Origin of the sequence: Bacillus sp. FJAT-44742 (assembly GCF_002797315.1) — a bacterium.
GTDB classification, from domain to species: Bacteria; Bacillota; Bacilli; order Bacillales; family Marinococcaceae; genus Thalassorhabdus; species Thalassorhabdus alkalitolerans.
Map to the genome: position 1 here is coordinate 3,297,370 of NZ_KZ454936.1, position 23,877 is coordinate 3,321,246.

The following is a 23,877-nucleotide window of genomic DNA, read 5'->3' on the forward strand; positions in this document are numbered from 1 at the left end:
AAAACAAATCATTTCCTGATCTTTCCTCTTTGTCGCTTAACAAAAAAACGGCCTGCCTTTACAACCAAAGGACAGGTCGTTCTTGCCTATTTATGATTTCATGCGACGTTGGACTTTTTCTAGAAGCTGCTCTTCATCAGGTGCAGCTACCGGACGATTATTTACGAACGCAAAAGACTTTTTCCGGCCAGGTCCGCAATAAGATTGACAGCCAATATCTATTGTAGCCTTTGAATCAAGCTTCTTTAGCTTTGGCAGCAATGTTTTCAAATTGGTGGCCTGGCAGTCATCACATACACGAAATTCGTTAGCCATGTTCCTACCAATCCTTTCATCAGTCATTCTCCCGGAATGATTTTGCATGCTATAGTATACCACATCGTCTATTGAAAGCAATGAAAGATATTAGCATTTTATACATTCACAAGAAAAGAAGCACCGACCCTTTATAAAGTCTTTCTTGTTACAAAGCTCTGCTCATCCCCGCCATGTTATACTAAGTGAGGAGAAAATTCTTTTTGTAACAAGAACAGAAGTATCCTGAAATCCATAAAAACGAGGTACCAAATTATGAATATATTAGAAAGCGCGATAAGGAATCAGTCATGGCGGTGGATCGACCATTCAAGCTCAGGCCTTCAGTTTAATGCCCTTCAGTCCTTTGCCATGGATGATACGCTATGTACAAGTACCGGGGAAGGAAAGTCGCCTTCCGTTTTACGGGCCTGGGTGCACTCTCCTACCATTGTTCTTGGCATACAAGACAGCAGACTGCCATCGGTCCAGGCTGGAATACATTACTTAAAAGACCAGGGGTATGACGTGATAGTCAGAAATTCCGGAGGATTAGCGGTTGTCCTTGATGAAGGCATTCTAAACTTGTCGGTGATTATGACAGAAAAGAAGAAATTCACCATCGACTATGGCTATGACATGATGTGGAAACTGATTCAAGAGGTATTTGCAGATTCTCCAGGCAAGATTGAAGCTTACGAAGTCGAAGGGTCATATTGTCCCGGGAGCTACGATTTAAGCATCAATGGACAGAAATTTGCCGGTATATCTCAGAGAAGAATCCGCGGAGGGGCTGCTGTCCAAATTTATTTATGTATGACAGGAAGCGGGGGAAAAAGAGCGTCCTTGTTAAAAAACTTCTATGATAGAGCTGCCGCAGGCGGAAAACCAAAATTTTTCTGGCCGAAAATCAAGCCGGAAGTAATGGCTTCCCTCTCTGAACTGTATGGAAATGAAATCACTGTAAATGAGGTTCTTTACCGCCTTCTTACTTTTTTTCAAAACAACGGAGCGCACCTTCAAACGTCTCAGCTTACCAATGAGGAGATCCACCTTTTTGATTACCAGGTCCAGCGCGTTACAGAAAGAAATAAAAAAGCCCTGGAAAGAAATAAAGATATATCAAATCATTTATAATAAAGGCGCAGGGAGTACTCTTCTAATTCTTTCCTGGTTTGTTTACGGAAGAAGGCAGCAGCTAAGAAGCAGGAGTAGATGGCTGTTGCCAAATTCCCATTCATTAGTCATCCAAGTGGAAAAAGAAGTCGAAAGACGGTACCTTTCCCTTCCTCGCTGTCAATTTCAATCTTCCCGTTATGGTCATTGACGATTTTATAGGTGACCATTAGGCCCAAACCAGTCCCTTTTGCTTTTGTCGTATAAAAAGGCTCCCCTATTCTTTGAAGTGTTTCTTCGTTCATGCCACAGCCCTCGTCCTCTACCTGGATTACTATGTCTCCCATTTCCTTTTTAGCTGTTAACTTGATGCAGCCTCCATCCTCCATTGCATCCATGCCATTTTTAATTAGATTAATAAAGACCTGCTTCATTTGGTTACGCGTGCATTCGAACCAGCAGTCCTCTCCCAAGTGAGGCTGTACCGTCACATTTCTCAAAGAAGCCTCAGGCTGAAGAACATCGATAGCCTCACGTAGGATCTCTCCAAGGTTATTCGCTTCCTTTTCGCTTATTGCAGGCTTTGCCAACGTCATAAAATCAGTTATAATTTCTTCCATTCTTTGTAGTTCTGACAAGGTAATATCTATGTAATGGGGGTTTGTTTCTTTTTCATACCTCATCAGCTGCAGGAAGCCTTTAAGGGATGTCATCGGATTTCTAAGCTCATGAGCTACACCCGCTGCCATTTCTCCGACAACTTTAAGCTTTTCAGCTTGCATTAACCGATCTTCAAGTGTTTTTCTATTTGTAATGTCACGGTGAATCGCTAAATGTTTGCCAGGAAGCAGGTTTGCTTTTGCGACATATTCAATGATCCGGGTCGACCCGTTAGAATGCTCAATTACATATTCCCCTTTGACTTCTCCTTTGCGGTTCAGTTCCTTTATCCAATCCTTGTTATATGTAAAAAAACTGATTAATTTTTGCTGTACCTGTTCTTTCGTTCTTCCAAATATTTCGCACAAGGCTTTATTAACGTCAAAGTGCACCCCCTCATTGTTAAAAAAAGACATGCCATCTGAAGCTTCATGGAAAACAGAAAAATACAATTTTGTTTTCTCACTTTCCTCTCTTTCCACGTGCTTTCGCTTCGTTATATCCTGAGAGGTCATGATCACTTCCGTAATCTCTCCCTCTTTAATCACAGGATGTATGATTGTAAAAAAATAACGATCCAGGTAAAGACTCTCAAACTCCACTCTTTTCCCTTCAAAGCCAGCCGCTAAGTAATCCTTCAGACGAGTGGCAATGTGCAAAGGAAAGATTTCTTCTGCAGTCTTGTTTTCCATCGCCTTCAGCTCGACGTCTAGTTCATCTTCCGCTTTTCCTCCACAGTACGTAAAGACAAACGTATCCTCTTTTTTTCGGACGATACTTAATAATGAATATAATTGTTCTAAGATGAAACGGTTATCTAATAATTCCTTACTTTGAAAAGATGCGCGGTCCTCATAAATGTTAGCATCCTTTACGTAACCTCTTTGCAGTTTATCATTCATAGTGTTCACCCGATTATCTTTATTGTTTATTCCTAATTCAGGGATATCACCTAAAACGTACCTTTCCTTTATTCTATAGTTTTAATATTTAGAAATAAATAATAATAGTGAAATTTATAAATAAAGTTTACTGTTTATCTTTTTTGTTTCACGTGAAACAAAAAGTCTGCCCATGTAAAATAGACAGACTTTGGTATTAATTGCTTGTTGTTTGTACTTTCTTTTCCATAATTCCCTGCATAGCTGTGATCAAAGCCAAGCTGTATACATCATTCACACTGCATCCCCGGGAAAGATCATTTACGGGTTTGTTCAGCCCCTGAAGAATTGGACCAATTGCATCGTATCCTCCCAATCGCTGGGCAATTTTATAGCCCAGGTTGCCTGATTCCAGGCTTGGAAAAATAAAGACGTTTGCTTCACCTTGGAGCGGGGAGTCAGGAGCTTTTTTCTGGGCTACTGCCGGTACAAAAGCTGCATCAAATTGGAACTCGCCATCAATAACAAGATCAGGACGTGATTCTTGTGCCATGTTAGTTGCTTTGGAGACCTTTTGTGTTTCCTGAGAAGAAGCTGAACCTTTTGTTGAAAAGCTTAACATTGCCACTTTAGGGTCGATATCAAATGCTTTAGCTGTTTCAGCAGTAGAAATCGCTATTTCCGCAAGCTCATCTGCATTTGGGGAGATATTAATAGCACAATCAGCAAAAACAAACTGCTTGTCTTCTTTTACCATAATAAAGACCCCTGAAGTTCTTTGAATACCTGGCTTGGTTTTGATAATTTGCAACGCTGGGCGAACAGTGTCGCCAGTGGAATGGGCAGCACCACTTACCAATCCGTCTGCATAATTCTCATAGACAAGCATTGTTCCAAAATAGTTCGCATCTAACAGCTTTTTCCTTGCTGATTCTTCTGTTTCTTTTCCCTTGCGCCGCTCTACGAAAGAAGATACAAGCTTATCAAAATTCACATACGTTTTCGGATTAAATATCTGTACGCCTTTAAGGGATACTCCGAGATCTTCTGCTTTTTCATGAATTTCTTCCTTATCTCCGACGACGATTGGTTTCACCATCTCATCTTCATGTAATTTAGATACGGCCTTTATAATACGCTCATCGTTTCCTTCTGGAAATACGATAGCCGGTTTATGCTCTTGTACCTTGGTTTTAATTTTATTAAAGAGATCGCTCACAAGCAATTCCTCCTAGTTTCAGTCTTAACACGATTTAGTCAACCTTTAGGATACTCCTCTTATTCTTAAAAATAAACCGACTTGTATAAAATAATCAAAGTATTAATTTTCTAAAGGTTTTCTTTTTTTTGCCATTCTTATTATTAAGCGCTTTCAGGCACTCGAAGGTGGGCACTACACAATAATCATTGTTATATTCATACAAATAAATGAATAAAAATAATGTCATGATCACTTTCTATTTTTATTAGCGCTCTTTTCTATGCCTGGCTCACGTTTTCTTTAGCCTTGTTTACATATTCTCTACCCTGTTTTCTCCTTTATTAGTCTTCCCTGAATTGTTTTTTCCATGAAAGCGAATCACTTTCGCCCCCTTACTCTTCCCTATGGTAAAATGGGAAAATGACGGCAACTACAGGGAGGGGAAACAATGAGCCCAAAAGTAGGGATGGAACCCATCAGACGCAAACAAGTCATAGAGGCTGCGAAAGCATGCATGCTTTCTAAAGGTTTTGATCACTTTTCAATTAAGGATGTAGCAGAAAAAGCTCAGTTAAGCACAGGGGTGATTTACCATTATTTTAAAAACAAGCAGGACCTTTATGTACATGTGCTGAAGGACTCCTTTGGGGAAACGGAACTTATGGTTAGAAAGGCTGTGACTAAAGAGACCAGCTACCGGGATAAGTTCTCTGCTTATTTAGAAGTGGTGGCTGCTGTTCCTGAGGACAACCCTGATTTTTATATCATCCTTTTAAATTACCTTGCCCAGTCTCCTTACAATGATGATGTGAAGCAAATCATCTCTAAATTCCTGATTAACCTCCAGGTCTTTATTGAAGACATTCTTCAACATGGCGTGAATGAAGGACGACTTACACCATTAGAGCAAAAAACAATTTCCCAGATGATTACAAGCCAGGCGATGGGTCTTGCCTTTCAGGGGATGCTCCTGCCCCAGGATGAAAGAAGCAGCTTGTTAAAAGATGAATTCATAAGAATTTTCAAACAATATGTTGATTAATACCTTGCTTGTTCCTATAATGTACTTGAAAGCGTTTTTATAATGAATATTCAATATAAAATAGGAGGCTGATTATGGCATATTCACATCTCTTCTCCCCCTCTACTATTCGAGGAATGGAAATGCAAAGTAAAGTGATTATGGGGTCAATGCATGTTGGACTTGAAGGCGAAGAAAACGGTTTAGAGAAGCTTACGGCTTTCTATGTACGCCGTGCAAAGGAACATGTGGGGTTAATTGTAACAGGAGGAGCTGCTGTGAGTCCGGAAGGAAGCGGCGGCGCTCACTTTATGTCCATATATAAAGATGATGACATTGCCTATTGGAGAAATCTTACCGATAAAGTTCATGAAGCCGGCGGTAAAATTGCGCTGCAGCTTTTTCACGCCGGTCGGTACGCATACAAAGCCGCAAACGGACTTGATCCGGTGGCCCCTTCTCCTCTTCAGTCTCCTATCAACCCTGATCAGCCCAGAGAATTAACAGATAGTGAAATTGAAGAATTAATAAAGTCCTTTTCCTCTGCTGCCAGGCGGGCAAAGGAAGCCGGATTTGATGCTGTTGAGATTATGGGTTCTGAAGGATACCTTATTAATCAATTTGTTTCTCCTGTCACTAACAAACGCACGGATCGCTGGGGAGGAAATTTTGAGAACCGGACCCGTTTTTCCATTGAAATTGCAAAAGCAGTCCGACATGAAACAGGAAACGAGTATCCCCTCATCTTTCGCATGTCTGGGCTTGACTTAATTGAAAACAGTACAACTGAAGAAGAAACGTTATTGTGGGCAGAGAAGCTGGCTGAAGCAGACGTGGATTTACTTAATATCGGTATAGGCTGGCACGAATCAAGGGTCCCTACTATTTCGATGAAGGTTCCAAGAAACAACTTTGTCTATATAGCTGAAGGGATTAAAGCCCGCGTCCCTATTCCTGTCGTTGCTTCTAATCGAATTAATAATCCTGATGACGCGGAAGCTATTCTCAAATCAAGGAAAGCAGACTATATCTCTATGGCCCGTCCATTCTTGGCAGACCCTGAGATCCTTACGAAAGCCAAAGAAAACCGACTCCAGGAAATAAACACCTGTATCGCCTGTAATCAAGCCTGTCTTGACCATGTTTTTGAGGGGAAATCAGCCTCCTGTCTTGTCAACCCCGAAGCTGGCCGGGAGCTTACACTCACACTTTCTCCCGCAACCAAGGCTAAGAACATTCTTGTCATTGGAGGCGGACCAGCTGGATTGGAAGCTGCAAAGACAGCAGCCTTGCGGGGTCATAAGGTTACTCTGGCTGATAATAAAACTGAAATCGGCGGTCAGTTAAACTACTCCCGGATTGTCCCCGGAAAGTCAGAGTTTAACGAAACGATTCGGTACTACAAAGCAATACTCGAAAAAAATCAAGTCGCGATCCACCTTGGTGAAACGATTGTTGAAGACCATCCGCTCGTCAAAGAGGCTGATGAAATTGTAGTAGCCGCAGGAATCATTCCCCGCACTCCTGAGATAACAGGCATAAACCACTCACACGTGCTTTCCTATCAGGATGTATTTGAAGATAAAGCAAACATAAAAGGAGCTGTTATCATCATTGGCGGAGGTGGGATTGCCTGTGACCTTGCTTCCTTTTTATATGAAAAAGGCCATAAAGACATCTCTATGCTTCAGAGAAGCAGTCGTTTTGCGAAAGGAATTGGAAAAACGACAAGGTGGGCAACGATTCTTGAATTAAAAAAGAAAGGAGTTCAAATGCTCGGTGGCGTAACTTATAAAGAAGTTCAACCTGAAGGTGTGCTTGTCTCCATAGAGGGAGAGGACAAAGTGATCAAAGGTGAAACTGTCATTACCGCCAGCGGGCAGCTTCCAAACCCTGCTCTTTACGAAGCGATCAGCCTGTCAGGAAAGCCTGTGCATGTGATTGGGGGAGCCAGGCACGCTCTTGGCCTTGATGCCAAGAAGGCAATTTATGAAGGGACGATGACGGGTCGGGCATTATAGTAAAATGACCCCGTAAGTAAGGCGGGGTGACCACGAAAATACAGGAGGAGACATATCATGAAGCAAAACACTGTGTTATACGAGAAAAAAGAGAACATTGCATACATTACTTTAAACCGTCCGGAGGTGAAAAACGCACTGAACCTGGACATGCATAACGAATTGTTTGATTGCTTTAATGCAGCTGACAACGATGAAGAAGTCAAAGTGATCCTTCTTCAGGGCTCTGGAGACTCCTTCTGTGCGGGAGCTGATTTAAAAAGCGTTCCTGTAGAGGAAGACGAACTTTTTGATTATGGCCATTACCTTCGTGAAACCTATAACCGCCTCATTTTGTTTATTGCTGATATTAAAAAACCAATCGTTGCATACTTAAACGGCACAGCTGTCGGTGCCGGATTATCCATTGCCCTGGCCTGTGACTACAGGGTAGCTGAGTATGATTCAAAGCTTGCTCTCAGCTTTCTTAAAATTGGTCTCGTACCTGACGCGGGGGCATCTTACTTTCTCCCCCGCCTTGTAGGATTAAGCAAAGCCATGGAGCTATCCCTTGGAGAAACCCTTTCTGCTGAAGAAGCCTATCGCATAAATCTCATCACTAAAATAGGTAATGCTGAAGATTTCGCCCAAAAGCTGACTTCGGTACCGGCTGAAGCATACGGACTTATGAAACAAAACATGACTGAAGGGTTTGAAAAAAGCCTTGCTGAAGTCCTTGAAATGGAAGTATCTGCTCAAAGTCTGGCCGGGCAGACAGAGGAACACCGTCAAGCGCTTCTTTCCTTTATGTCGAAAGGAAAGAAATCATAATTTCCCTCCCTACCATTGGCAAGCCCTTCATTTAGAACCTGAAGCTGGTTATCATAAGCGTACTCGTTTCGGCGAGAGAATACTTTATGGTATAGTATTCATGGATTATTCTAACAAAGGGAGTGTTTAACCGTGGCTCAAGCTTCACAAACTTTAGATGGCTGGTACTGCCTGCACGACTTCCGCACGATGGATTGGACATCCTGGAAACAAGTACCGAGTGAAAAACGCCAAAGAATTATTCATGATTTTTTAAATATGGTAGAAGGCTGGCAGCAAGTAGAAGATAATGAAGAAGGCAGCCATGCTCTTTATTCAATCGTTGGACAAAAAGCTGATTTCATGATGATGATTCTTCGCCCTACCATGGAAGAGCTAAATGAAATCGAAAATGCTTTTAATAAATCCGGCCTTGCAGATTACACCATCCCTGCTTATTCCTATGTCTCTGTGGTAGAGCTTGGAAACTACATGCCTCCAAAGGACGGCAGCGATCCAACAGAGAACCCTGAGATCCGCGCAAGGATTTATCCGATTCTGCCAAAATGGAATCATATTTGCTTTTATCCTATGGATAAAAAGCGTGAAGGAAATGATAACTGGTACTCTCTTCCGATGGACGAGCGCCGGGAGCTTATGAGAGCTCATGGCATGACAGGACGTAAGTATGCCGGCAAGGTTAAGCAGATTATTACCGGTTCAACTGGCTTTGATGATTGGGAGTGGAGTGTGACGCTCTTTGCCCATAATGTCCTGCAATTTAAAAAGCTTGTCTATGAAATGCGTTTTGATGAAGTATCTGCTCGTTACGGAGATTTCGGACCATTTTATGTTGGAAACCTTCTGGAGCCATCAAAAGTAGAGTCTTTTCTTTATGTGAAATAGCTTTACTTACCTTCCGTCCTTATTGGGACGGAAGGTTTTTTATTGGTTCTTATCTATCCATACCCTATGAATCCATTACTCTTTTTGAAAATCCATTCCCACCTCCTATTATCGAGCATATTGTATGGGAGGTAGGCATAAATTGAATCAGCGCCTATTTAGTTAACAACAACTAAAAGAGGTGAATGTAATGGCAATCATAAAAGCAAACCAAGAAGATCGGAAAGTCATGGCCAGACTTATGAGGGCTGAAGCAGAAGGGGAAGGAGTCCTGGGAATGCTTTTGGCCGGCAATGTGATGGTGAACAGAGTATTTGCCAACTGTATGGATTTTGTAGATATCCGCACTATCCCGCAAATGGCTTTCCAGTCACCTGGAGGATTTGAAGCTGTTCAGAAAGGCTACTTTTATCAGCGGGCCAGAGAAAAAGAAATCAGGCTTGCAAACAGGTTAATTAATGGAGAAAGATTTCATCCCGCTGAAGCTTCATTGTGGTTCTTCAGACCTGATGCCCCGTGTCCTGATGAATGGTTTGGCCAGCCATTTGTGGGGCAATTTAAAGCTCACTGCTTTTACTCGCCCAGACCGGAAGACTGTCCAGAAGTTTATCGATAACTGAAAAAGGAGTGTGGCATATGCAACGTCATGAACAACAGTGGCAAGGTCCAGCTCAGCAACAGACAGGAGGGCACACTGGATATCCAAGTCCTCAAGCCCATGGAGGTCAGCCAGCCATGGCTGGGGGCCCCCAAACAGGCCAGCATGCCCACCATCAGCCTGGAATGACGGCTGGTATGCAGCAGCCCATGCCTGGACAACAACAAATGATGCCTGGCATGCAGCCTGGGATGATGCCCGGACAACAACAAATGATGCCTGGCATGCAACAGCCTGGGATGATGCCTGGACAACAAATGATGCCTGGCATGCAGCCTGGGATGATGCCCGGACAACAACAGCTGCCCGCCTTTCCGCAAATTCCAGGTATGCTTCCTCTAGAACAGTCGTATATAGAAAACATTTTGCGTCTGAATCGAGGAAAGCCAGTCACTGTGTACATGACATTTGAACAGAATCCGGACTGGGGATCCATGGTATTTGAAGGAATTGTGGAAGAAGCAGGACGGGATCATATTGTTCTCAGTAACCCTGAAACCGGCCAGTGGTATTTATTATTAATGGTTTACTTAGACTATATTGTGTTTGAAGAAGAGATTGAATATGACTATCCATTTAACGATATCCCTCCTCTTGCCGGATATGCTCCAAGATAGGTCGTAAAGCTCCCAGCTATGGGAGCTTTTTTATTGTAAAGTGCTCTTCAAACTATAGATCTATATTCTTCTTTAAGCTTTTCCCATGGTTTCCTCTCAAACTTCGCTTGGCCTTATATTCCGACCGATCCCAGTGCCCCGTGGTCGCCCTGCCTCTTTCCCTTACCCGGGACAAAAAAATTTTGATTCCACACTTGAAAGTCAGTAAAGATCAAATTATAATGTGTTTAAGGTCAAAGTTAGTCAAATATAAATATAAGGTAAAAAATAAAATTCTTCCCCTCTTTTTGAGTAAACTTTGGTCTTTCCTTAAATAAGCAGGCATTATAGTCAGGATAACTTATGGTTGTAGAGCTATTCTTTTTAGGAAAAGCATAAGGATTGAAAGTCAATAAAAGTCAAAATATAATAAAGTTAAGATCAACATTGGTCAAATTACCGTAAAATCATTCCCGTTGAATGACAAAGCCACTATCAGTAATTCATTAACTACGCAGGAGGTAATAGTATGAAAATGTGTGAGCAATGCAAACAGCGTCATGCACAAATTGAATTGCATATGAATATAAACGGAAACAAACAAAAGCTTACCCTATGTAATTATTGCTACGAGGAAATCAGAAACAGTATGAAACAGCCGTCAGGATTTCATCCACACGGTCAATCAAATCCTTTTGACCACTTTTTCCAAGATATCATGAAATCTAACATGGGAAGCCAGGATATACCTTCTGAAAAAGCCTCTCAAACAGGAGGCCAAGGCGGCGGACTATTAGACGGCCTTGGAAAAAACTTGACACATGCTGCAAGCGCTGGATTAATTGATCCTGTCATTGGAAGAGACAAGGAAGTTGAAAGAGTTATTGAAACGTTAAACAGAAGAAACAAGAACAACCCGGTTCTTATCGGGGAGCCAGGGGTGGGAAAAACAGCGATTGCAGAAGGCCTTGCACTTCGAATTTCTGAAGGACAAGTCCCTGCAAAATTAAAGAATAAAGAAATTTACTTGCTTGATGTTTCTTCACTAGTCGCCAATACAGGCATCCGAGGACAATTCGAGGAAAGAATGAAGCAGCTGATCACAGAATTGCAGGAACGGAAAAACGTTATTCTTTTTATTGACGAAATTCACCAAATTGTTGGGGCAGGTTCCGCGGAAGGCTCATCAGATGCAGGCAATATTATGAAGCCTGCACTGGCCAGAGGAGAAATACAGGTGATTGGAGCTACGACTCTTGCAGAATACCGAAAGATTGAAAAAGATGCAGCGTTAGAACGCCGCTTTCAGCCCGTTATGGTTAATGAACCAACTACTGAGGATGCAGTGAGCATTCTAAAAGGCTTAAAGGAAAACTATGAAAAATTCCACAGCGTAACCTACTCTGATGACGCCTTAACAGCGTGCGTTACCCTTTCTAACCGCTATATCCAGGATCGTTTCCTTCCTGATAAGGCCATTGATCTTATGGATGAAGCAGGCTCTAAAATTAATCTTTCCTTTACAGAAGAAGATGCAGGCGACATCCGAACACGATTAGAACAGATTGCAAGCGAAAAAGAAAAAGCGACAAGGCAAGAGGATTATGAGAAGGCTGCTAAACTTCGCGATGAAGAAGCCAAGCTCACCAAGCAATTAGATGAGTCAGAAAAAGAAAATAACAGTTCTTCAAATAAAGCAGCAGTCACCGTAGAAACGATTCAGGAAATTGTCGAGAACAAAACAGGGATTCCAGTCCGCCGCCTGCAAAAGGATGAACAGCAGAAAATGAAAGATCTTCCTGAGCGTTTAAACAAAAAGGTAATTGGTCAGGAAGAGGCAGTGATGAAAACGGCAAAAGCCATTCGCCGAAACCGTGCCGGACTTCGTAAAGGAAACCGTCCGATTGGTTCTTTCCTCTTTGTGGGACCGACAGGCGTAGGAAAAACCGAGCTGTCAAAATCACTTGCCAAAGAAATCTTTGGAGATAAAGAAGCAATGATCCGCCTCGACATGAGTGAATACATGGAGAAGCATTCTGTTTCCAAACTAATTGGTTCTCCTCCTGGATATGTAGGTCATGAAGAAGCCGGACAATTAACCGAACGTGTCCGCCGCAAACCTTACTCTATTGTTCTTCTTGACGAAATTGAAAAGGCTCACCCTGATGTCCAGCATATGTTCCTTCAAATTATGGAAGACGGGCAGCTGACAGACAGTCAAGGACGAACAGTAAGCTTTAAAGATACCGTGATTATTATGACTTCCAATGCAGGCTCAAGCGTTAAAAAAATTACGGTAGGCTTTGGCAGTAAAGATGAAGCAGACGAAAAGGTTATGGAAGGACTAACAGATTACTTTAAGCCTGAATTCCTAAACCGCTTTGACAGTATTATAGGCTTTAAAGAACTAACCCAAGAAAACCTAGTTGCCATAGTTGATCTTATGCTTGCTGATATAATCGAAGCAGCAGTTGAACAAGGAATCACTCTTCATATCAGCAAAGAAGCCAAAGAGCTTCTGGCAGAGAAGGGATATGATCCTGCATACGGAGCCCGTCCTCTTCGCCGCGTCATTGAAGAAACAGTAGAAGACGGAATCGCTGACTTAATGCTTGAAGAAGAGCTGCTTACAAATATTAAAGTCATCACAGAAAACAATGAGATCCGTGTTAAAAAACAATAACGAAAAAAGGGTTTCCTGCACAATCAGGAAGCCCTTTTTCTTATGCTCTTATTACATGAACTACAAGCAGAATCCAGGAAATAATAAATGCCATGCCGCCAATAGGGGTAATTGCTCCAAGCCAGGACATGCCTGTAAACGTCATTGTATACAAGCTTCCAGAAAAAATAACAATTCCTGCGAACATCACCCACCCGGCCCATGCCAACAAGGCCGATTCTCCTGCATAAGCGGCTACCAATCCAATGGCTAAAAGGCCCAGTGCATGCATAACATGATACTGAACGCCAGTTTGATACACTTCCATCAGCCGATCAGTAACCCTTCCTTCTAATCCGTGAGCTCCAAACGCCCCTAATCCTACAGCTAAAGCTGCATTTATTGCCCCGAGTACTACAAATACCTTCCACATTCCTTGTCACCTTCACTTCTTTTTTTCTTTATTGCAGTGATTATTAAAATTCAAGGAGGCTTCCTTCTGAGGAGGGAGTTTCCCCCGACTTCTTTTGTTTAGGAGGGGAAACCGCCTGGCTCTCACTCATCAAGGGTTTTTGAATGGTCTGATAGTTTTTTGGAGGCAATGAATTATTGCTGAACGTTTCTTCTTCGCTTTCTAAAAGGAGATCACAATATGCTCGAATGAGACGAGCATGCTCTTTTATCGCTTGTTCATCGTCCCCGCGCTCTTGCAAGCGAGCGGCTTCTGTTTGTATTTTATGGATAATGGTGTGAGCTGAAATATTCACTCTGCTCACCTGCCCTTTCTATTTTTGCCTTATTATAACATAGGAAAGTGACGGGTAAGGAATGAAGAATTACACGGTCGGCTCTTTCACCTTTTCCATGAAATTTTCCAAGGCAGCTAAATGTGTAATATTTTCATTACACTCCTGGCTATCTACACATATATAATGCCCTAGTGATTTATAATAATTTGGATCACTTGTACTTGTAGCATTTGTAACAGCTGAAACAAATGAAACCTTGGTCTGCTTCTGACAGAAAAAGCATATATTTTTATGCTGCACCGGAGTGTACTTTCCTTCAATTCCAACCCACTGACTGTTTTGTTCATAAACAATGAATTTTTTCTGCAGGCTAATATCATTCCACCCTAGATAAGTAAGTTTTGAAAACTCTATTTTTTCAAGATCAGGCAGGTTTAGTTTTTTATTTTTCTTAAACAACTTTCTTAGTGTTTCTTCTGGTACTGATGGAAACGAAAGGATATAGGAAGATAAGGAATGAAGATAATTGTGAAAATCCTGCTCTTGTTTCAGATCAATGATCAAGCCGAGCATTTGTCTCTGCTGGTTTGTCAGCCCTTCAAATTGAGCCAGTATTTTCTCCTCAGCATTTGCTTTCACCGCACTAATAACCGATTCATCTTTTACCTGAAGGTAATTTTTTTGAAGCTGAAAGGCCTGCTGTTTTATAAAGTTATATTGGTGGTTATAAATAAAAGGTTCCATGTTGTTCCCTCTCCTTTTGGAAGCTGATGTAGGTGCCGCCTGAACTCTCTTGTAGCGTCTACTTATCTCTGCCCTTTATTCTCCCCTGTAAAAACCTCTCTTTTCCTAAATTTAAAAAAGGGTGTAAGAAATCCTCCACTTCCGCGTCTTTCTTTTCCTGATTCCTTACGAAGAAGGTCCTGATAGTGGGTGATTTAGGCGCTCGTGCTTTCAGGGTATACTTCCTCCAGCTTTTCTCCTTAAAACAATAACTCTGGTCAGCTTACTAAAAAAGGAACCCTTTTTCAGGTTCCTTTTCAAAACTGCTTATTTCTTTATTCTAGAAGAGATATCTCCACTAATTGGTGTGATCGGCTGCACGTTTTCACGGTTGGCTACGAACTCAGGTCGCGGCTCTTTGCCGGAAAACGGCTCCTGAAGCTTATTGGTAATCGAGTTATAGACAAAGAATACATTGCTTCGCGGATAAGGAGAGATGTTCCCTGCAGATCCGTGCATCGTGTTGCACTCAAAGAACAACACAGATCCTGCCGGACCGGTTGCACGGTCAATGCGTCCTCCTGCCTGATCCACCAGCCACTTCATGCTTTCATTATCCGGCACCCCAAGCTCCTGCTTTTGAAGAGAGCTCTTATAGTTTGCATCCGGAGTTTCACCAGGGCAGGAAACAAACCATTTGTGGGAACCTGGGATCAGCATAAGCGGTCCATTGTATTCATAGTTGTCCGTAAGAACAATTGAGCAGCTGACTGCACGCATGTTCGGCATACCGTCCTCTACGTGCCATGTTTCAAAGTCAGAGTGCCAGTAGAATTCTTTCCCTTTGAAACCGGGCTTGAAGTTAATACGGGATTGGTTAATGTACACCTGGTCTCCTAAAAGCTGCTCAGCAACCTTTACAATTCGCTCATTTTTTGAAAGCTCTTGAAAGAAGTTCCCATCTTTATGAGTCTCAAAAACAGAGCGGATTTCATTGCTTCCAGGTTCCTTGATCACATCGTCAGCATCTCTGCTTTCATTCGCTTTCATCGTACTATCCAGTTCTTTTTTCATGATTTCTACTTCTTCATCATTAAACATCTTCTCAAAGAGTAAGTAGCCATTGTTTTCGTAGAAGTCAAGATCCTTATGGTTTAAAGGGCCTTTATCTCTTGATTCTGAATGAATTACTGGATCTTTTCTTTCAATTATTCGTGTGTTTTCGCCTTTCCTGGATGGATATAAATCTTTTTGCATTGCTAAACACTCTCCAATTAAAAGATTCAAATTTTAATGCATAAAAAGGGGGTCTTTCGGCCTGCTTATATCTTTTCTGTACCTATTCTCTATGCTAGAATAGAAATCAGGGTCCTCTGACCAGGACCCTGAAAAACTACTTTGAGAAGAGACAAGTTCATTGGCAGGATCTGCCTATATGAAGCAGAAATCTTAGCGATTGTCAGAGTTATTGTTTGAGTTTTCGCCGCCCTTTTGACCGATGTCTTGGTAGAACTCCTTGCCATGCTCACGGCTTGTCTTTTCTCCACCTTTTTGACCGATTTCCTCGTAGAACTCTTTATCTTTTTCTCGGCTTGTCGTTTCCCCGCCTTTTTGGCCTATTTCCTCATAGAATTCCTGGCCGTGCTCGCGACTGGTCTTTTCTCCGCCTTTACGTCCTGCTTCTTCACGACTCATGCGATCATTATTACGTGCCATCTGTACATTCCTCCTCATTTAAATATCAAATGATTTTTCAGTTGCACGAAACAGCTCTTGTTCATAGACTAGTCCTTTAGCAAGGGTTAGCGATTATTGTTGTTAGACCTGCTTTCCCCGCCTTTTTGACCAATATCCTTGTAAAAGTCTTTTCCATGTTCACGGCTTGTTGTTTCGCCGCCTTTTTGGCCGATCTCCTCATAGAAATCTTTACCATGCTCACGGCTTGTCGTTTCACCGCCTTTTTGGCCGATCTCTTCGTAATGATCCTGACCATGTTCCTTGCTTGTTGTTTCGCCGCCTTTTTTCCCGATTTCCTGGAAATGCTGTTTGTCATATTTTTCGCTGGTAGTTTTTCCGCCTTTTTCCCCGATTTCTTCAAAGTGCTCTTGATCGTAGCGCTTGCTTGTTGTTTCGCCGCCTTTACGTCCCGCTTCTTCACGGCTCATGTTATTATTGTTTTTGTTATTGTTTTTGTTTTGTGCCATGATAATCATCCTCCTTAAAGGTAATTATTTCAATAAAAGTCGTCCACTCACTTACAACTTTCAAGAATATACAGAGGGGTGTTTATCTTATTTATCTGAGTTAGAGTTGCTGCTTCCAGAGTTCTTTCCACCCTTTTTGCCAATCTCTTCAAAATGCTCCTGACCGTACTTTTCCTTTACTTTCTCGCCGCCTTTACGTCCCGCTTCTTCGCGGCTCATGTTACTATCAGAGTTGCTGCTCCCGGAGTTTTCTCCACCCCTTTTACCAATCTCTTCAAAATGCTCCTGACCGTACTTTTCCTTTACCTTCTCGCCGCCTTTTTTTCCTGCTTCCTCACGACTCATTTTATTATTGTTATTGTTTTGTGCCATGATAATCATCCTCCTTTGTTTATTGTTCACTGTTATACCACTTGAAGTTTCTTCTAAACTTCTTATTTAGAAATGAGGGATAAAGTTTCTTTCTTATTTCTCGGAATCTGAGCTTTGGCTTCCGGAGTTCTTTCCACCCTTTTTGCCAATCTCTTCAAAATGCTCTTGACCGTACTTTTCCTTTACTTTCTCGCCGCCTTTTTTTCCTGCTTCTTCACGGCTCATGTTACTATCAGAGTTGCTGCTTCCGGAGTTTTCTCCACCCCTTTTACCAATCTCTTCAAAGTGCTCCTGACCGTACTTTTCCTTTACCTTCTCGCCGCCTTTTTTTCCTGCTTCCTCACGACTCATTTTATTATTGTTATTGTTTTTGTTTTGTGCCATGGTAATCATCCTCCTTGATTTTTTCATTTCCACTACAATGTTTTATATTCCTATTTTTGTAATTGCATAAACACTCTTTTTCTAAGCCCTCTGACATTCATTACTAATGACTTATTTTGTTGTTGATAGCTGTTTATCCGTTGAGAATACTTCTTAAACATTTACAATTAAATTCAAACTCATAAATGAAACAAGCTGTAAACAGAAATCCACCAGTGGGTACCTTTTCGCCTGGTTATTGTTAATTTTCCCTTAAAGTTTAAAAGGGCAGGATGTTGCCTGGTTTTAATAATGCTTGTCAATCAAGCCACTTCATTTCTGCTACCACCCACTTTGTGCAAGATCCTCTTTAACAAAATGCTTATCCTGGCTTCTCTTCTCCATACCTTACTTAAAACACCCTTCCCCCATGCCATCAACGTTGGCATGCTACCGGAAACGCCACATGCATAAATAAATTCTCCACCGTTTCACTGATTCCAAGGGATTTGACTATTATTCCGGCCAAAACAAAGGTTTGCTCTTCCTGTAATTTTTCGGTATCAATAGCCTTTTACACTTTATAGAAGAAAAAGATACTGAAATTTTAAAATTTAGTATTAAAAGTGTTTTTCTTGTTCATATTAATAGATATTAAGATTACTAGGAGAAGGGAGATATTTGCATGAATAAGCGACGTGATGCCTGGACAGAGGAACAAGATCAACTGCTGACGGATACTGTTCTTGCGCATATAAAAAAGGGAAGCACCCAGTTAAAGGCTTTTGAGGAAGTGGGAGACGAGTTAAACCGATCATCTTCCGCTTGCGGGTTTCGCTGGAATGCGATTTTACGGGACAAAAATAAAAAACAAATTGAATTAGCTAAGAAAGAAAGGAAAATGAGAACCGAAGACAAAAGGAAAGAGTCTGCAGCCCCTCCTGAAACGGGAACTGCTTCTACTATCACTATTCCTGATATCATATCTTATTTGGAAGAAATATCCTCGTCTGTCAACGGACTCTCTCAAGAAAAATTTGAAGAGCTCATCACACAGCGAAATGAACTTCAGCTTGAAAATAAAAAGCTTCATGCAATTATTGCCGACTTAAAGGAAGAATATGAAGCGGTGTACAAAGATTACAAAACATTAATGGAATTAATGGATCGTGCCAGAAAAAGAGATGCCGGCTGATCCTTTCCTTTCTTTCATACAAGGGAGTTCACATAAAAAACACCGGGTCTTCTCCCGGTGTTCCGCATGATTGCCTGCACTTATTCCACTTTTGAATATCCAAAGGGCTCTACTTTTGCGTAGTTCTCTTCATCAATCACCCAGTATCTTTCATCGTTATCTTCCACTACAACTTCTTTATCCTTTGAAACATTAAGAGCTTCATTTTTCTCTTCAAATTTTTGAGCGGGAATTTGTAAATTATCAATGACAATATAAGCCAATGACATCACCTCCATCCTCCACTTTCCCTTTGAATGGAAATGTTAAACAGCTCTATTTTAATCCTTTTTTCATTTGCCACTGTTCTAATAAATGTTCTATTTCTTCTTTTTTTACTATTTTTTTACGGGGAGAGGCTTTATCAGGAGCAGTTTGCCTTGCTTCTAATATAGCTTTAATCCCTGCAATATTTAATCCTTTATCAATCAAACTCTTGATCTCTGCACAATGATCTATGTCCTCAAGTGAAAAGAGACGTTGGTTTCCCCGATTTCTTACCGGTTTAATTAAACCCTGCTCCTCATAATACCTAATTTGCCTGGCAGTCAATGAAGTAATCTCCTGGACCACACTGATGGGAAAAAAAGCGGTTTCACGCGGTATATGGTCACTCACATCCATTCCTCCTTTTCAGTCAGGTGTTTATTAACTCTTTTTCGCGCCGTTCTTAAGACTTTATAAATAGGAGTCCTCTCAGCTATTCAGGAAAGCATAGATTTCTTGAAGTGTTTGATACCCTTTCCTCTCTACGATCTCCACCATGCATTTCCACAGTTCAGCAGTTATTAAAGCATCCTCCAGAGCATGATGTCGTTTTTCTATTGGAATCCCATAATGGTTACAGCAATCATCTAACGTTTTTAACGGAACATCCGGGGCAGCAATTTTCAGCAAAAAAGATGTATCTAACAAGCGGTGACGAAATTGAGAACCAAGAACCTGGTATGTAGCATGCTGTAAAAATTTTCTTTCGTGGCTGGCGTGGTGGGCTACAAGCACATCTGTCCCCGCAAATCGGTAAAAGCTGTTTAACGCACGAGCAAGAGAAGGGGCCATTTCCAATTCGTCCTTCCGTAAGCCTGTTAATTCAGATATTTCTTCAGAAAGAGCCTGAGGAGCATTGACCAAGGAATAAAAGACATTTTCATTTTGAACCTTCCCTTCCTTAATTTTCACCCCTCCTATAGAAAGGATTTGATCCCCTCTATCCGGAAAAAAACCACTCGTTTCTAAATCTAACACTGTTACTTGCAAGTCTTTTAACTGACGTGTTAATGGCTGTTCTTTTTTCAAATCTTTTTGCAATTGGCGGATAAAAGAGAGCTGCTGCGGGGTGCTTTGTTCAAAAATAGCGCCTGGGTCCTGACTGCCTAGTTTTGATACTTGCCGCATCCACTGAAACATACCCATCACCTTTCACCCGCTTCCATGTTCCTCTTTGCTTCTGTTAACATCTCTTTCCCTTCTTTTATCCATAATTTAAGTTGTTGCTTTTGACCTTTTGGCAAGGAGCGTACTGGAATATAATGAACATCGTCATAGTGGTGGTGTTTTTCTGAAAAGGATGCTCTCAGTTCTAACAATTGTGAAAAACTCTTTTCCTTCCCCTGAAGAAATGGGTATTTTTCTTTTAAGAGGGCTAGTCTTCTTAGGGTAGAGGGTTCTTCTATTCCTTCTTTTAAGGCAAGCATCCTTGCAGCATGCACATAAGGGAACAAAGCAGCTTCTTTGACATTAAAAAACCCGGTGTATGGTCCTTTTTCTTCCGTGAGAACCTGGCCAAATATTCCGATGCCTTTGTGAAGAACAGAAGTGTTTTCACCTATCCTCTTTCTCAGTTCCGACTCCTGCTTTACCCGCTCTAGTAAATGCTTTTTCACTTCCGAAAGAAGACTTTCCTTTCCTGCAATAGTTCTTGCATCACTAAAGGTAATTAAATACCTTAAAGTTTCCCACTCATTTGCTTGAATCCAGGTATCCAACTGCTCTTTCCATTCTATTGCTCCATGACACCATCTTGGATTAGAAGCCATGACATTCCCATCACAACGTGGGTATCCTACTGCCGCTAAGCCTTCACGAATCTCCTCTCCTAGCTTAAGAAAGTACTCCTGGTATCTTTTATCCTCACCTTGGAAAACGATTCCATGATCCTGATCACTAAATGTAGACTGCTCTAGTCTGCCCCCACTGCCCATTACAAAGAAAGCAAAATGAGCAGGGGCTTTTCCCCGCTCACTTTTAACCTTTTCTATAGCTAACAAAACGGTTTCTGCAACCCATACATCGTGAGCCTTATTAAGAAGCTCATGGTTTCCCGTCACTTCTTTTGTCTCTTTCTCTCTCTTTTGTTTTATTTGTTCATAGGTGGTGAAAGAAGGCTGAGGAAGAAAGGATTCTTCCTCAGAATATATTATTTTTTCCATGTCAGGCTCCCGTATTGGAAGAGTTGAATGCAGTAGTATTAGTGTTTGTCGGCTGGAATGATTCTGGATAACCATATCCGCCGTGTTCACTGATATCAAGACCCATGATTTCCTCTTCTTCAGAAACTCTGAGTCCGCCTGTAAGGCCGCGAGTGATAAGAAGCAGGATATAGGAAGCTACAAAAGCGAACACCCCGCAGGCTAGAACACTGATCGCCTGAACTCCAAGCTGTGTCAGCCCTCCGCCATAGAATAAACCGGCATTTCCTCCATTCATTTCAGCAAGTGCCGGGGTAGCAAAGAAACCGGTTGAAAGTGTACCCCAAATCCCTGCAATCCCATGTACGGATAAGGCAAAGATCGGGTCATCGATACCTAATTTCTCCATAAGTTTCATGCTGTAGAATACAAGAACCCCTGCAATTAAACCAATAACAAGTGCAGCCCACGGATCGACAAACGCACACGATGCTGTAATAGCTACTAAGCCTGCTAATGCACCGTTCAGCATTGTAGGTACATCCGGCTTGCCAATGGCAATCCACGCAATAATCATTGCAGCTACAGCACCAGCAGCGGCACCTAGTTGAGTGTTAAGAGCAACAAAGCCAAAGAATGCATCATCCACACCTAATGTACTTCCAGCATTGAAACCAAACCAGCCTACCCATAAGAGAAGCACACCTAATGCGGTAAACACCTGGTTGTGTCCTGCTAGTTCGTTAGCAGAGCCATCTTTGTTAAATTTCCCAATACGAGGCTTAAGTAAAATTGTTGCTGCCAAGGCCCCCATTGCTCCTGTTAAATGGACAACTGTTGAACCGGCAAAGTCCTGCTTGCCAAGTCCTCCGATCCAGCCGTCTCCCCAAATCCAGTGAGCAACTACCGGGTATACTAACGCGGAAAATAGAACGGCGAATATGATATAAACGGAAAGCTTTGCTCTTTCAGCAAATCCCCCGAATGCAATTGTAAGAGCAATTGCCGCAAATGCTAATTGGAAGATAAAATCTACTGATCCTGCTAAACCATCAAATACTGTTGTAAAATCACCAAAGAAGAAATCAGATGTTCCAATAAATCCTCCGGCACTCGTGCCGTAAATTAGTCCATACCCCACAGCCCAAAAAATGATTGAGGCTATTCCCAGAGTAAAAATTGTTTTACCGGCAATATGACCGGCATTTTTCATTCGAGTAGATCCTGCTTCAAGAAGAATAAATCCACCTTGCATTAAAATAACGAGAATAAATGCAATCAAAATCCACAAATTATTCATTAAAAATACTGGATCCATCTTTTTTCCCCCTTCTCCTAATCAGAGTTGACGTTAACTTAGTTAACATCTTTCGTTAATCCTTATTTTACTCTTTTACACGTAGTAATCTACATTTGCGTAAGATAATCTAACACAATATCTTCAATGAATTTTCATCCTATTTGATTATTCTAAATTTTAAAAATCCATAGTTTAAGTTCATTTTGACAATGGTAGAGAATACTAAGGATTTTTAAAGGGGGAGATCATCTTGAGAAATTCCACGCGTATTCTTGCACCGGTTCTAGCCTCAGGAGTTGTGTTTGGTGTTTCAGGCTTCTCTGCTCATGCTGCCACTGTCACTGTTGAGCCTGGCGATACACTCTGGAGTATTGCCGAAGCAGAAAGAGTAAGCGTAACGGACTTACAAACCATTAATAACGGCCTTGACCCTTACGATCTTCAACCCGGCACCATGATTAATCTAAATGAACAATCAGATTCTACTGGAAGCCATACTGTTCAAGAGGGGGAAACCTTTTACAGCATTGCATCCCAATATGAAGGTGTCAGTGCTCAGCAACTAATGGAGAAGAACTCTGACCTTGATCCTTACAACCTTCAGCCTGGCACTACTGTTCTTATTGAAAACGACTCTGAAAACGACTCTGAATCCGCCCGGGAAACAGCAGATCAAGTTGTTACCCATTTGCAAAGTAAGGATATGGAAGCCGTTTCTTCTTATATACACCCTGATGATGGTGTACGCTTCAGCCCTTACGCTTTTGTAGACCAAGAAAATGACCAGGTGTTTTCTTCTGAAGAAGTGGAAGATTTATGGCACGATGAAACAGAGTACCTGTGGGGAAACTATGATGGAAGCGGCCATCCTATTAAATATACTTTTTCTGAATATTACGAGGAATTTGTGTATAACAGAGATTATGCTCATGCAGAAGAGGTAGCTGTTGATGAAAGACAAGGACCAGGAAATACAATTGACAATACCAACGATGTATACCCTGACGCTACTGTCGTAGAATATCACTTTCCTTCCAGCGGGGAATATCAAGGAATGGACTGGGATAGCCTTAGGCTGGCTATGGTTCAGGAGAACGACGAATGGTATGTAGTCGGTATCATTAATGACGAGTGGACCATATAAATCACAAAGCTTTTACGGGAATGTCCTTTTCGCTGAATAGACGCTTTTATGAACAGACCGCAAAGCATTAAACTCAAAGAAGGCTGCCCCCAGTCCGCTGGGGGCAGCCTTACCTTGTATTTTTATTTACGGGTGATGATTAGGCAAAGGGATCGTCGTCATCCATTTCTAAATTGGACCAGCTTTCATCTTGCCCGTCACTTTCTTCCTCTTCCACTTCTTCTTCGTATGCCTTTTCTTGTTCTTCCTCATCTTCATCAAGGAGAATGGGTAACTTTTTTTCTGGTGGTTCCTTTTCTTCATAAGATGGAAAATACCTCAAGTTCGAAAAGGAGGAATTATGTTCACTGGCAGCAGCCGTTTCGTCTAGTGAAAAGTTGATCTTTCTGGGAAGAATTTCTGCTACGTCCATGTTACCTGTCTGCTTATAAAGTTCTTTCGCTGCATACAAAAAAAAGTTAGAAAGATCAGACTGTTTGTTAATCCACTCAAGCATTTCAGGCGAGACATCCCTATTTATATATATGGTAGCTCTTTCACCTTGTTGGTACTGCTTTTTTCGCCTGCTCATTTTT

At 41.7% G+C, this 23,877-nt stretch carries 27 protein-coding genes; 10 read left to right on the plus strand and 17 right to left on the minus strand.

Annotation, left to right across the window (positions count from 1 at the left end; translation table 11 throughout):
• Positions 1-90: 90 nt before the first annotated feature.
• Entirely contained in the window at positions 91-315 is a 225-nt protein-coding gene (locus tag CEF17_RS16185) for a DUF1450 domain-containing protein (RefSeq protein ID WP_054636317.1), read from the minus strand.
• Between the two features lie 255 nt (positions 316-570).
• Here CEF17_RS16185 and CEF17_RS16190 point away from each other — a divergent pair, with 255 nt between their 5' ends.
• Positions 571-1,431, plus strand: coding sequence for an octanoyl-[GcvH]:protein N-octanoyltransferase (locus tag CEF17_RS16190; protein WP_100400442.1), 861 nt, complete (start codon positions 571-573; stop codon positions 1,429-1,431).
• Between the two features lie 107 nt (positions 1,432-1,538).
• Here the strand turns inward: CEF17_RS16190 and CEF17_RS16195 are convergent, their stop codons facing one another.
• The gene (locus CEF17_RS16195; RefSeq protein ID WP_100400443.1) at positions 1,539-2,972 is read right to left on the minus strand and encodes a PAS domain-containing sensor histidine kinase; all 1,434 of its coding nucleotides are present in this window, start codon (positions 2,970-2,972) and stop codon (positions 1,539-1,541) included.
• Between the two features lie 196 nt (positions 2,973-3,168).
• Entirely contained in the window at positions 3,169-4,170 is a 1,002-nt protein-coding gene (gene pta / locus CEF17_RS16200) for a phosphate acetyltransferase (RefSeq protein ID WP_100400444.1), read from the minus strand.
• 430 nt (positions 4,171-4,600) lie between these two features.
• Between pta and CEF17_RS16205 the strand changes: the two genes are divergently transcribed.
• The 7 genes from CEF17_RS16205 to CEF17_RS16235 all read left to right on the plus strand — a co-directional run bounded on the left by CEF17_RS16205 (position 4,601) and on the right by CEF17_RS16235 (position 12,826).
• Positions 4,601-5,194 (plus strand): TetR/AcrR family transcriptional regulator, encoded by a 594-nt coding sequence (locus tag CEF17_RS16205; RefSeq protein ID WP_100400445.1) that lies wholly within the window; start codon positions 4,601-4,603, stop codon positions 5,192-5,194.
• 74 nt (positions 5,195-5,268) lie between these two features.
• Positions 5,269-7,194: an oxidoreductase gene (locus CEF17_RS16210; RefSeq protein ID WP_100400446.1), complete on the plus strand. Its 1,926-nt coding sequence runs from the start codon at positions 5,269-5,271 to the stop codon at positions 7,192-7,194.
• A 57-nt stretch (positions 7,195-7,251) separates the two neighbouring features.
• Entirely contained in the window at positions 7,252-8,004 is a 753-nt protein-coding gene (locus CEF17_RS16215) for an enoyl-CoA hydratase/isomerase family protein (RefSeq protein ID WP_100400447.1), read from the plus strand.
• 132 nt (positions 8,005-8,136) lie between these two features.
• The gene (gene hemQ / locus CEF17_RS16220; protein WP_100400448.1) at positions 8,137-8,889 is read left to right on the plus strand and encodes a hydrogen peroxide-dependent heme synthase; all 753 of its coding nucleotides are present in this window, start codon (positions 8,137-8,139) and stop codon (positions 8,887-8,889) included.
• Positions 8,890-9,079: 190 nt separating this feature from the next.
• On the plus strand, positions 9,080-9,505 hold the full coding sequence (locus CEF17_RS16225) for a cell wall hydrolase (RefSeq protein ID WP_100400449.1): 426 nt from the start codon (positions 9,080-9,082) through the stop codon (positions 9,503-9,505).
• A gap of 20 nt (positions 9,506-9,525) precedes the next feature.
• On the plus strand, positions 9,526-10,164 hold the full coding sequence (gene gerQ / locus CEF17_RS16230; protein WP_232725534.1) for a spore coat protein GerQ: 639 nt from the start codon (positions 9,526-9,528) through the stop codon (positions 10,162-10,164).
• 508 nt (positions 10,165-10,672) lie between these two features.
• The gene (locus CEF17_RS16235; protein WP_100400450.1) at positions 10,673-12,826 is read left to right on the plus strand and encodes an ATP-dependent Clp protease ATP-binding subunit; all 2,154 of its coding nucleotides are present in this window, start codon (positions 10,673-10,675) and stop codon (positions 12,824-12,826) included.
• 40 nt (positions 12,827-12,866) lie between these two features.
• On the opposite strand, the gene CEF17_RS16240 is transcribed toward CEF17_RS16235, so the two are convergent.
• The 8 genes from CEF17_RS16240 to CEF17_RS16275 form a co-directional block, all read right to left on the minus strand.
• Entirely contained in the window at positions 12,867-13,238 is a 372-nt protein-coding gene (locus CEF17_RS16240; protein ID WP_100400451.1) for a DUF423 domain-containing protein, read from the minus strand.
• A 43-nt stretch (positions 13,239-13,281) separates the two neighbouring features.
• The gene (locus CEF17_RS16245) at positions 13,282-13,581 is read right to left on the minus strand and encodes a DUF5327 family protein (RefSeq protein WP_198508999.1); all 300 of its coding nucleotides are present in this window, start codon (positions 13,579-13,581) and stop codon (positions 13,282-13,284) included.
• 60 nt (positions 13,582-13,641) lie between these two features.
• Positions 13,642-14,298 (minus strand): FusB/FusC family EF-G-binding protein, encoded by a 657-nt coding sequence (locus CEF17_RS16250; protein ID WP_100400453.1) that lies wholly within the window; start codon positions 14,296-14,298, stop codon positions 13,642-13,644.
• Positions 14,299-14,604: 306 nt separating this feature from the next.
• Positions 14,605-15,534, minus strand: a complete 930-nt coding sequence (thpD, locus tag CEF17_RS16255) for an ectoine hydroxylase (RefSeq protein WP_100400454.1) — start codon at positions 15,532-15,534, stop codon at positions 14,605-14,607.
• A 192-nt stretch (positions 15,535-15,726) separates the two neighbouring features.
• Entirely contained in the window at positions 15,727-15,993 is a 267-nt protein-coding gene (locus CEF17_RS16260) for a KGG domain-containing protein (RefSeq protein WP_100400455.1), read from the minus strand.
• A gap of 86 nt (positions 15,994-16,079) precedes the next feature.
• Complete coding sequence (locus tag CEF17_RS16265; protein ID WP_100400456.1) at positions 16,080-16,481, minus strand: glucose starvation-inducible protein B; 402 nt, start codon at positions 16,479-16,481, stop codon at positions 16,080-16,082.
• Positions 16,482-16,568: 87 nt separating this feature from the next.
• On the minus strand, positions 16,569-16,853 hold the full coding sequence (locus tag CEF17_RS16270; protein ID WP_100400457.1) for a general stress protein: 285 nt from the start codon (positions 16,851-16,853) through the stop codon (positions 16,569-16,571).
• Positions 16,854-16,946: 93 nt separating this feature from the next.
• Positions 16,947-17,237 carry a general stress protein gene (locus CEF17_RS16275; RefSeq protein WP_100400458.1) on the minus strand — a complete coding sequence of 97 codons (291 nt, stop codon included), beginning with the start codon at positions 17,235-17,237 and terminating at the stop codon, positions 16,947-16,949.
• Positions 17,238-17,901: 664 nt separating this feature from the next.
• On the opposite strand from CEF17_RS16275, the gene CEF17_RS16280 reads away from it, so the two are divergent.
• The gene (locus CEF17_RS16280) at positions 17,902-18,411 is read left to right on the plus strand and encodes an RsfA family transcriptional regulator (protein WP_054636279.1); all 510 of its coding nucleotides are present in this window, start codon (positions 17,902-17,904) and stop codon (positions 18,409-18,411) included.
• 80 nt (positions 18,412-18,491) lie between these two features.
• Here CEF17_RS16280 and CEF17_RS16285 read toward each other — a convergent pair whose 3' ends face one another.
• The 5 genes from CEF17_RS16285 to CEF17_RS16305 all read right to left on the minus strand — a co-directional run bounded on the left by CEF17_RS16285 (position 18,492) and on the right by CEF17_RS16305 (position 22,176).
• A complete protein-coding gene (locus tag CEF17_RS16285; RefSeq protein WP_100400459.1) occupies positions 18,492-18,680 on the minus strand; it encodes a hypothetical protein in 189 nt (62 codons plus the stop codon).
• A 46-nt stretch (positions 18,681-18,726) separates the two neighbouring features.
• Positions 18,727-19,068, minus strand: coding sequence for a MerR family transcriptional regulator (locus CEF17_RS16290; RefSeq protein ID WP_269799465.1), 342 nt, complete (start codon positions 19,066-19,068; stop codon positions 18,727-18,729).
• A gap of 78 nt (positions 19,069-19,146) precedes the next feature.
• Entirely contained in the window at positions 19,147-19,857 is a 711-nt protein-coding gene (locus CEF17_RS16295; protein ID WP_232725535.1) for an exonuclease domain-containing protein, read from the minus strand.
• Between the two features lie 5 nt (positions 19,858-19,862).
• Positions 19,863-20,879 carry a DUF294 nucleotidyltransferase-like domain-containing protein gene (locus tag CEF17_RS16300; RefSeq protein WP_198509000.1) on the minus strand — a complete coding sequence of 339 codons (1,017 nt, stop codon included), beginning with the start codon at positions 20,877-20,879 and terminating at the stop codon, positions 19,863-19,865.
• 1 nt (position 20,880) lies between these two features.
• Positions 20,881-22,176, minus strand: coding sequence for an ammonium transporter (locus tag CEF17_RS16305; RefSeq protein ID WP_100400463.1), 1,296 nt, complete (start codon positions 22,174-22,176; stop codon positions 20,881-20,883).
• A 232-nt stretch (positions 22,177-22,408) separates the two neighbouring features.
• Here CEF17_RS16305 and CEF17_RS16310 point away from each other — a divergent pair, with 232 nt between their 5' ends.
• Positions 22,409-23,302, plus strand: a complete 894-nt coding sequence (locus CEF17_RS16310; RefSeq protein ID WP_100400464.1) for a LysM peptidoglycan-binding domain-containing protein — start codon at positions 22,409-22,411, stop codon at positions 23,300-23,302.
• Positions 23,303-23,441: 139 nt separating this feature from the next.
• Here the strand turns inward: CEF17_RS16310 and CEF17_RS16315 are convergent, their stop codons facing one another.
• Positions 23,442-23,873: a hypothetical protein gene (locus CEF17_RS16315; protein ID WP_100400465.1), complete on the minus strand. Its 432-nt coding sequence runs from the start codon at positions 23,871-23,873 to the stop codon at positions 23,442-23,444.
• Between the last annotated feature and the right edge of the window lie 4 nt (positions 23,874-23,877).